This is a genomic window from Tomitella cavernea, from assembly GCF_016599145.1.
Taxonomy (GTDB): Bacteria; Actinomycetota; Actinomycetes; order Mycobacteriales; family Mycobacteriaceae; genus Tomitella; species Tomitella cavernae.
Map to the genome: position 1 here is coordinate 1 of NZ_JAENKO010000085.1, position 8,152 is coordinate 8,152.

Annotated in this window: 8 protein-coding genes and 1 pseudogene; 8 read left to right on the forward strand and 1 reads right to left on the reverse strand. The window is 71.4% G+C overall.

Features of this window, described 5'->3' with window-relative positions:
- The 4 genes from JJ683_RS18120 to JJ683_RS18135 form a co-directional block, all read left to right on the forward strand.
- A partial coding sequence (locus JJ683_RS18120) for a M16 family metallopeptidase (protein ID WP_200176175.1) occupies positions 1-691 on the forward strand: 691 nt, incomplete at its 5' end.
- 145 nt (positions 692-836) lie between these two features.
- Entirely contained in the window at positions 837-1,586 is a 750-nt protein-coding gene (dapB, locus tag JJ683_RS18125; RefSeq protein WP_200176177.1) for a 4-hydroxy-tetrahydrodipicolinate reductase, read from the forward strand.
- A 31-nt stretch (positions 1,587-1,617) separates the two neighbouring features.
- Entirely contained in the window at positions 1,618-2,124 is a 507-nt protein-coding gene (locus JJ683_RS18130) for a tetratricopeptide repeat protein (RefSeq protein WP_200176179.1), read from the forward strand.
- Positions 2,125-2,240: 116 nt separating this feature from the next.
- On the forward strand, positions 2,241-2,699 hold the full coding sequence (locus tag JJ683_RS18135; RefSeq protein WP_200176181.1) for a flavodoxin family protein: 459 nt from the start codon (positions 2,241-2,243) through the stop codon (positions 2,697-2,699).
- Between the two features lie 25 nt (positions 2,700-2,724).
- On the opposite strand, the gene JJ683_RS18140 is transcribed toward JJ683_RS18135, so the two are convergent.
- Complete coding sequence (locus JJ683_RS18140; RefSeq protein ID WP_200176183.1) at positions 2,725-3,159, reverse strand: SRPBCC family protein; 435 nt, start codon at positions 3,157-3,159, stop codon at positions 2,725-2,727.
- A gap of 204 nt (positions 3,160-3,363) precedes the next feature.
- On the opposite strand from JJ683_RS18140, the gene thyX reads away from it, so the two are divergent.
- The 4 genes and pseudogenes from thyX to JJ683_RS18160 form a co-directional block, all read left to right on the forward strand.
- Positions 3,364-4,116, forward strand: coding sequence for an FAD-dependent thymidylate synthase (thyX, locus tag JJ683_RS18145; RefSeq protein ID WP_200176184.1), 753 nt, complete (start codon positions 3,364-3,366; stop codon positions 4,114-4,116).
- 59 nt (positions 4,117-4,175) lie between these two features.
- Positions 4,176-5,084, forward strand: a complete 909-nt coding sequence (gene dapA, locus JJ683_RS18150) for a 4-hydroxy-tetrahydrodipicolinate synthase (RefSeq protein WP_200176185.1) — start codon at positions 4,176-4,178, stop codon at positions 5,082-5,084.
- On the forward strand, positions 5,081-6,940 hold the full coding sequence (locus JJ683_RS18155) for a ribonuclease J (protein WP_200176186.1): 1,860 nt from the start codon (positions 5,081-5,083) through the stop codon (positions 6,938-6,940). Before dapA ends, JJ683_RS18155 begins: the two co-directional genes overlap by 4 nt.
- Before the next feature lie 126 nt (positions 6,941-7,066).
- Positions 7,067-8,152 (forward strand): annotated as a pseudogene (locus JJ683_RS18160) (cell division protein FtsK); the annotation flags it as partial.

Here is an 8,152-nt window from a genome sequence, read left to right on the forward strand (position 1 = left end):
GGCGGCGACCGGCGGGGACGCGGCGGCGGCCGCCGCCCCGGCGCCGATCCGATCCGGCCGCGCCGCGGCGGCGGAAGGGGGGCGGCTCGTCGTCCATCCGCACGACGGCGAACAGGTGCATCTGGCGATCGGCATCCCCACCCTCGGCCGCGGCGAGGCGGAGCTGCGGTGGCCGCTCGCCGTGCTCAACCACGCCGTCGGCGGCGGGCTGAGTTCGCGGCTCTTCCAGGAGATCCGGGAGTCCCGCGGCCTGGCGTACTCGGTGTACTCGGGCATCGAGACCTATGCGGACGCCGGTGTGTTCTCGGTGTACGCGGGGTGCCGTCCGGACAACCTCGCCGAGGTCGCAGTCCAAGTGCGCCGGATCCTCGAATCGGTCGGCCGCGACGGACTCGGCGAGGACGAGTGCGCGCGCAGCCGCGGCGCACTACGGGGTGGCATGGTGCTGGGGCTGGAGGATTCCGGCGCGCGGATGAACCGGCTCGGAGCGGGCGAGCTGGCCCGCGGCCACCACATCCCGCTGTCGGAGAGCCTCGACCGGATTGCGGCCGTCACGTGCGAGGACGTGCGGTCCGTCGCCCGGGATCTGCTGGCCCGGCCCCGCAGCGCGGTGGTGGTGGGGCCGTTCGGGGATGCGGCGGAACTGCCGGCCCCGCTGTTCGACGTGCTCGGGCAGGCGCCTGCGCAGTAGGGTGCCAGCGGTGACGCCCCCGTCGCGTGCGGTGGGGGCGTGTATGCGGTGCGGGGGCACTGCGTAGGCTCGTCGAGGTATCCGCGGCCACGCAGGTGGTGACTGAGGCACTGCCCGGATCTTCGGGCATGGAAAGGGTGGACACGTGGCAATTCGCGTCGGCGTAGTGGGCTCGGATGGACGGGTGGGTCAGGCGATCTGCCATGCCGTCGACAAGGCGGACGACCTGGAGCTCGTGGCGCGCATCGACAAGGACGACGCGCTCGAAGCGCTGGTGGACTCCGGCGCCGAGGTCATCGTGGACTTCACCCATCCGGACGTGGTGATGGGCACCCTCGAGTTCGCGGTGGCCCACGGCATCCACGCGGTGGTGGGCACCACCGGCTTCGATGAGGAACGTCTGGAGCGGGTTCGCGGGTGGCTGGCGGACGCGCCGCAGGTGAGCGTGCTCATCGCCCCCAACTTCGCAATCGGCGCGGTACTGTCGATGCTCTTCGCGCAGCAGGCGGCGCGCTTCTACGAGTCGGTCGAGGTCATCGAGCTGCACCACCCGAACAAGGCCGACGCCCCGTCCGGCACCGCGGACCGCACGGCGCAGCTGGTGGCGGAGTCCCGCCGCGCGGCGGGGCTGCCCGCGCGGTCGCCCGACGCGACGACGCAGGAGCGCGAGGGCGCGCGCGGCGCGGACGTCGACGGGGTGCGGGTGCACTCGGTGCGCTTGGCCGGGCTCGTGGCGCACCAAGAGGTGCTCCTGGGCACCGAGGGGGAGACGCTGACCATCCGGCACGACTCGATCGACCGCGGCTCGTTCGCCCCCGGCGTGCTGCTGGGCGTGCGAAGGGCGCAGTCGCGTCCGGGGCTCACCGTGGGCCTCGAGAACCTGCTGGACCTGTGAGGCGGGCGCGGCCGGCGATGGAGGTGCGACGTTGAAGGTCAAGTCCGCGATCGCGGTCATCGTGGTGGCGCTCGGCGTCTATTTCGTCGTGCTCGGCCAGCGCGCAGTGGAGCTGATCAGCGACGGCGGCGCGGGCATGGTCGTGCTGGGTGTGGCTGTGCTCATCCTGCCGCTGCTGGGTGTGTGGATGATCTATTCCACGCTGCGCTCCGCCTTCGCGCACGATCGCCTGGCGCACCGGATCGCTGACGAGGGGCGCGAGCTGGACACCGACGACCTGCCGCGGCGCCCCTCGGGGCGGTTCGAGCGGGACGCGGCCGACGCGCTGTTCGCGCAGGTCAAGGTCGAATGGGAGGCGGACCCGGACGACTGGCGCAGCAACTACCGGCTGGCGCGCGCCTACGACGTGGCCGGTGACCGCAAACGTGCGCGCGAGATCATGAAGAGGGCCGTGGCGCTCGAGGGGCTGCAGCGCAAGACGGGCGGGACCGGCATCGGTGAGACCCCCTCGGCGCCCCCGGGGCATTCACAGGGCTGAGTGCGCACCCCGGGTGCCGTCGCGGTGTGCGCCGCCCGGCCGGTGGGCGCGGGCCCACGGTTCCGCCTGCGATCGCGTCGGCACGCGCTCACTCGCCGTTCCACTAGGGTGAGGCCATGAGCTCGACGCTGCTGGTGGTGCACCACACCCCGTCCCCGTTCATGCAGGCGATGTTCGAGGCGGTGATCAGCGGGGCCACCGACCCGGAGATCGAGGGGGTCGATGTGGTGCGGCGGGCCGCGCTGGCCGTGACCCCTTCCGACATGCTCGCCGCCGACGGCTACCTTCTGGGCACGCCCGCGAACCTCGGCTACATCAGCGGCGCTCTCAAACATGCCTTCGACACCTGCTACTACCCGTGCCTCGATGCCACACGCGGGCGGCCGTACGGGCTGTACGTGCACGGCAACGAGGGGACCGAGGGCGCGGAGAACGCCGTCGACCGCATCACCGCCGGAATGGGCTGGACCAAGGCGGCCGGGTACGTGGTGTGCTCGGCGAAGCCGGGCAAGGACGATCTCGAAGCCTGCTGGGAACTGGGCGCCACCGTCGCCGCGCAGCTCATGGCCAGGTAGCGGCCGCCGGTGGGGGAGTGTCGGTTCAGCGTTTCTCGACGAATTTCTTGAGCCCCTTGGTGGCGGTCTCCACGCCGGACTTCTGCGCCTTCTTCACAATGAACCCGGGGATCGCGATCTTGGTCTCCACCGCGAGGTCGAAGACGGCCTTCGTGCCGTCGCCGGCGGGCTCGAGGACGTACTTGCCCTCCTGGGACTTCTGCTGGGAGCTCTCGATCAGAGACCAGGAGACGGATTCGTCGCCGTTCCAGGTGTACTCGGCCACCTGCTCGTCGTTGATGCCCATCACGTTCATCGTGCTGCGCACGCGCTTGGGCCTGCCGTCGTCGTAGCGTTCCTCGACGGTGACGGACTTGTGCGACGACGACCACGTGGGCAGCGCCTCCACGTCCGCGATTGCGTCCATCACCTCGGCGGGCGTGGCGGCGATCTCGATCTCGGAGTGGCCCGTGACTGCCATGGTCGTCCCCTGCTTTCGTCGTGTGTTGCGCGTCCAGTGCCGCCGCGGACCGATGGCGCCCGTGCACCTGCCGGGGCCGACCGCCTGCGGCCGCTCGCCCATCATGCCAACAATCGTCCGATTGCGTGGGCCGAACGCGCCGGGGGCGTGCGGTGCCCGGCGTGCGCGCCGTTAGGCTGGGTTCCGATCCCGTGAGGAGGACACGTGCCCCGAACCGTTCCGCTGAGCGTCCAGTTGATCTCGAAGACGGACTTCTTCACGCCCGCCGGTGTGCCGTGGGAGACCGATGCCGACGGCGGCGAGGCGCTCGCGGAGTTCGCGGGCCGCGCCTGCTACGAGACGTGGGACAAGCCGAACCCGCGGACGGCCACCAACGCCGGCTACCTGAGGCACATCCTCGAGGTCGGTCACCTGTCGGTTTTCGAGCACGCGTCCGCGGGCTTTTACATCACCGGCCTGTCGCGCTCGTGCACGCACGAGCTCATCCGGCACCGGCACTTCTCGTTCTCCCAGCTCTCGCAGCGGTACGTGCCCGAGCACGACGCCAATGTGGTGCCCCCGCCCGCCATCCGGGACGACCCGGGGCTCGAGGCGATATTCCTGCGTGCGGCGGAGGCCAGCCGGAGCGCGTACGCGGAGCTGCTCGACGCTCTGGAGAAGCGCTTCGCGGACGTCCCCAATGCGATCCTGCGGCGCAAGCAGGCACGGCAGGCGGCGCGCTCGGTGCTGCCGAACGCAACCGAGACCAGGCTGGTGGTGACCGGCAACTTGCGGAGCTGGCGGCACTTCATCGCCATGCGGGCCACCGAGCACGCCGACGTGGAGATGCGCGAGCTGGCCATCGAATGCCTGCGGCAGCTCACCGCGATGGCGCCGACCGTCTTCGGCGATTTCGACATTTCCACGCTTCCCGACGGCACCGAAGTCGCGACGAGCCCCTTCGTGCTCGAGGGGTGAGCGCCGACCGCGGCGTGTGCGTGCTCTCGCCGTGGGTGGACCGGGTAGCGTTGACGGCCATGAGCACTGCTAGCGCGTCGCGCGCCGCCGAGGCCCGGTTCGGCACGGTTCTGACGGCCATGGTCACCCCCTTCGCCGCGGACGGCACGCTGGACCTCAAGGCTGGCTCAAGGCTGGCGCGGCATCTCGTGGACAGCGGTTGCGACGGCCTCGTGCTGGCGGGGACCACGGGCGAGTCGCCCACCACCACGGAGGCGGAGAAGATGCAGCTGCTCGACGTGGTCCTGTCCGAGGTGGGGGACCGGGCGCGCGTCGTGGCGGGGGCGGGCAGCTACGACACCGCGCACAGTGTGGAGCTGGCCCGCGATGCGGCAGCGGCCGGCGCGCACGGGTTGCTGGTGGTCACGCCGTACTACTCGAGGCCGCCGCAGCGCGGCCTTTACGAACACTTCATGGCGGTGGCCGACGCCACCGACCTGCCGGTCATGCTCTACGACATCCCTCCGCGGTCGGTCGTGCCCATCGAATCGGATACGCTCCGGCTGTTGGCGGAGCACCCGCAGATCCTCGCGGTCAAGGACGCGAAGGGCGATCTCAACGCTGGTGCCGACCTGATCGCGAACACGCCGCTGTCGTTCTATTCGGGCGACGACCCGCTCAACCTGCCCTGGCTCGCGGTCGGCGCAGTGGGGATGGTGAGCGTCATCGGGCATCTGGCGGCGGGCCGGCTGCGAGACTTGCACAACGCGGTGCGCGCGGGCGACCTGGCCCGCGCACGGGAGATCAACGCGTCGCTGTTGCCGTTGGTGCACGCCGTGAGCGCGCTCGGCGGCGTGTCGGCGTCGAAGGCGGGCCTGCGCCTTCTGGGCATCGACGTGGGGGAGCCCCGGCTCCCGCAGATACCCCCGACACCACCGCAAATCGAGGCATTGGAGGCGGATATGCGCGCAGCGGGGGTGCTGGCATGAGCGGCGGTAAGAACAACAACGGGGGAACCAAGGCGGACGGAACGAAATCGGTGAACTCGGGCGGCAAGGGCAGGGGAAGAGGCGGTCCCTCACGCAAACCGCAAGGCCGGGCGCCGGGACGCCCGCAGGCCAAGGCCGACGGCCCGCGGGGCGCGATCGGCACCGCGCCGGCCACCCGGCTGGGCTCGCCGCCGAAGCTGCCGAAGAACGGGCTGCGCATCGTCGCGCTCGGCGGCATCGGTGAGATCGGCCGCAACATGACGGTGTTCGAGTACCGGGGCAAGCTGCTCATCGTCGACTGCGGCGTGCTCTTCCCCGAGGACACGCAGCCGGGTGTCGATCTGATCCTGCCGGATTTCTCCTACATTGAGGACCGCGCGGACGACATCGAGGCGATCATCCTCACGCACGGGCACGAGGACCACATCGGCGCCATCCCGTTCCTGTTGCGCCTGCGGGAGGACATTCCCATCGTCGGCGCGCAGTTCACGCTCGCGCTGGTGTCGGCCAAGTGCCGCGAGCACCGCCAGCACCCCAACCTGGTGCTCATCAGCGAGGGCGAGGAGACCACCCACGGCAACTTCCGCTGCCGGTACTTCGCCGTCAACCATTCGATCCCCGACGCCATCGCCGTCGCGATCGACACCCCGGCCGGCCGCGTGCTGCACACCGGTGACATCAAACTCGATCAGCTGCCGCTCGACGGACGCCTGACGGACCTCGGCGGCTTCTCACGGCTCGGCGACGAGGGGGTGGACCTGTTCCTCGTGGACTCCACCAACGCCGAGGTGCCCGGTTTCGTCATGCCGGAGCGAGACATCGGCGGCGCGCTCGACACGGTGATCGGCAAGGCACGCCAACGCGTCATCGTCGCGTCGTTCGCCAGCCACGTGCACCGCATTCAGCAGGTGGTGGACGTCGCCCACCGGTACGGTCGGCGGATCTGCTTCGTCGGCAGGTCGATGGTGCGCAACATGGCCATCGCCGAGGAACTCGGATACCTGACGGTGCCGCACGGCATCGAGGTGGACATCGACACCGCGGCGAGCCTGCCGGACGACAAGCTCGTGCTGATCTCCACCGGTTCGCAGGGCGAGCCCTTCTCGGCGCTGTCCCGGATGGCGCGCGGCGACCACCGTCAGATCAACGTGCGCGGCGAGGACCTTGTCGTGCTCGCCTCCTCGCTGATCCCCGGCAACGAGAACTCAGTGTTCACGGTGGTCAACGGGCTGGCCAAACGGGGCGCCACGGTGGTGACGCAGCAGAACGCCAAGGTGCACGTCTCGGGGCACGCGTCGGCCGGCGAACTGCTGTACTTGTACAACGCGGTGCGGCCGCGCAACGCCATGCCGGTGCACGGGGAGTGGCGGCACCTGCGGGCCAATGCGGCCCTGGCGGCCGCGACCGGCGTGCCGGAGGACAGGATCGTGCTCGCCGAGGACGGCGTGGTCGTCGACCTGGTGGACGGCATGGCCGCGATCACCGGCCAGGTCCCGGTGGGGCACGTCTACGTCGACGGGCTGTCCGTGGGCGATGTGGGCGAATCCACGCTCTCGGATCGCCTGGTGCTCGGCGAGGGCGGGTTCATCTCGATTTCGATCGTCGTCGACCGCGACACCGGTCGCGCCGTGAGTACCCCGCAGCTCTCGGGCCGCGGCTTCTCCGATGATCCGCACGCCCTCGCGGAGGCCGTCAAGCTGGTCGAAGCCGAGCTGGGCAACCTCGCGGCGGAGTCCATCACGGACACGCACCGCATCGCGCAGTCGGTCCGGCGCGTGGTGGGCCGCTGGGTGGCGGAGAAGTACCGCCGCCGGCCCATGATCGTCCCCAACGTGGTCGCCGTCAGTCAGCACTGACCTGCACCTACGGGCGCGGGCGGCGCCTTCCGTGGCCGCCGTGGCGGGCGGGGCGGGGGTGTGGGATCCGTCCCCGGCCGTGTTGCGGATGGGTGTCGTGGGGCCTCTGCGACTAGCCTGAGTGGCATGGCAGGAAAGTCGAGCACCTCGAGCCCCGCAAAGAAGTCGACCGGCGCGCGCAATGCGACGCGGCCGGCGTCTCGCTCGGGCGGCTCGAAGGGCCGGGCCTCCGGCGCCCGCCCGTCGGGGTCACGCTCGTCGACGGGGCGTTCGTCCTCCCGCCCTTCGACGAGCGGGGCGAAGTCCGGCGCGCGCGGCGGCGCATCCCGTGGTGCTGCGAGGAAAAGCTCGGGCGGCGCCGTGCGCAGGGCCGCCGGCTCGGTGTGGTCGGCGACGGCGCGCGGAGTGGGCGCCACCACCCGCGCGGTGGGCCGTGCCAAGGACATCGACGCCGGACATCGACGGGACGGCATCGCGCTCGCGCTCATCGCCGCAGCCCTGGTGGTGGCGGCGGCGTCGTGGATCGACGCGGGCGGTCCGGTGGGGGAGTGGGTCGACGCCGGGGTCCGGTACGCCATCGGCACCGGCGCGGTGCTGTTGCCGGTGATCCTCGTCGGCGTCTCCGTGACGCTGATGCGCTCCGAGCCTCGGACCGACGCCCGTCCGCGTCTGGTCATCGGCTCGATCCTCATCGCCGGGGCGGCCCTGGGCATCTGGCATGTCGCCGCGGGGATGCCCGCCGACGCCGCGGGCCGCGCCGCCGCGGCCGGGTACGCGGGGTTCGCGGCCGGCGGCCCGCTCACCACCGGCCTCACAGCATGGCTGTCGATCCCGCTGCTGGTGATCATCGGCGTCTTCGGCGCGTTGCTGATCGCGGGTCTCACCGTGCGCGAGGCCCTGTCCGGTGCGGCGGCATTGGCCGGTGGCCGCACGCGCCGGTACGGCCCGGACGACGACGCCGGGTTCGACGACGACTACGACGACGGCCCGTCCCCGTACGACCGGTCGCCCTACGACAACTACCCGCTCGATGAATCCGAGGAGGGGGTCGACCCCGCGGGCGGGGCGGACGACGCCTACGCCCACGACGACGCGCAGCCGACGTTGAAGCTCGACACCGGAGGCGACACGGGTCGCGGGCGCGCCGCGGCCGCCGCGGCGCAGGCGGCTCCCGCACCGCCGCGGACACGTCCCCGGCCGGCGCCCACCCCG

Coding starts and splice junctions, on each gene's coding strand:
- JJ683_RS18135 (WP_200176181.1), top strand. CDS start 2,241: ATGAGCTCGACGCTGCTGGTGGTGCACCACACCCCGTCCCCGTTCATG.
- dapA (WP_200176185.1), top strand. CDS start 4,176: ATGAGCACTGCTAGCGCGTCGCGCGCCGCCGAGGCCCGGTTCGGCACG.
- JJ683_RS18155 (WP_200176186.1), top strand. CDS start 5,081: ATGAGCGGCGGTAAGAACAACAACGGGGGAACCAAGGCGGACGGAACG.
- JJ683_RS18140 (WP_200176183.1), bottom strand. CDS start 3,159: ATGGCAGTCACGGGCCACTCCGAGATCGAGATCGCCGCCACGCCCGCC.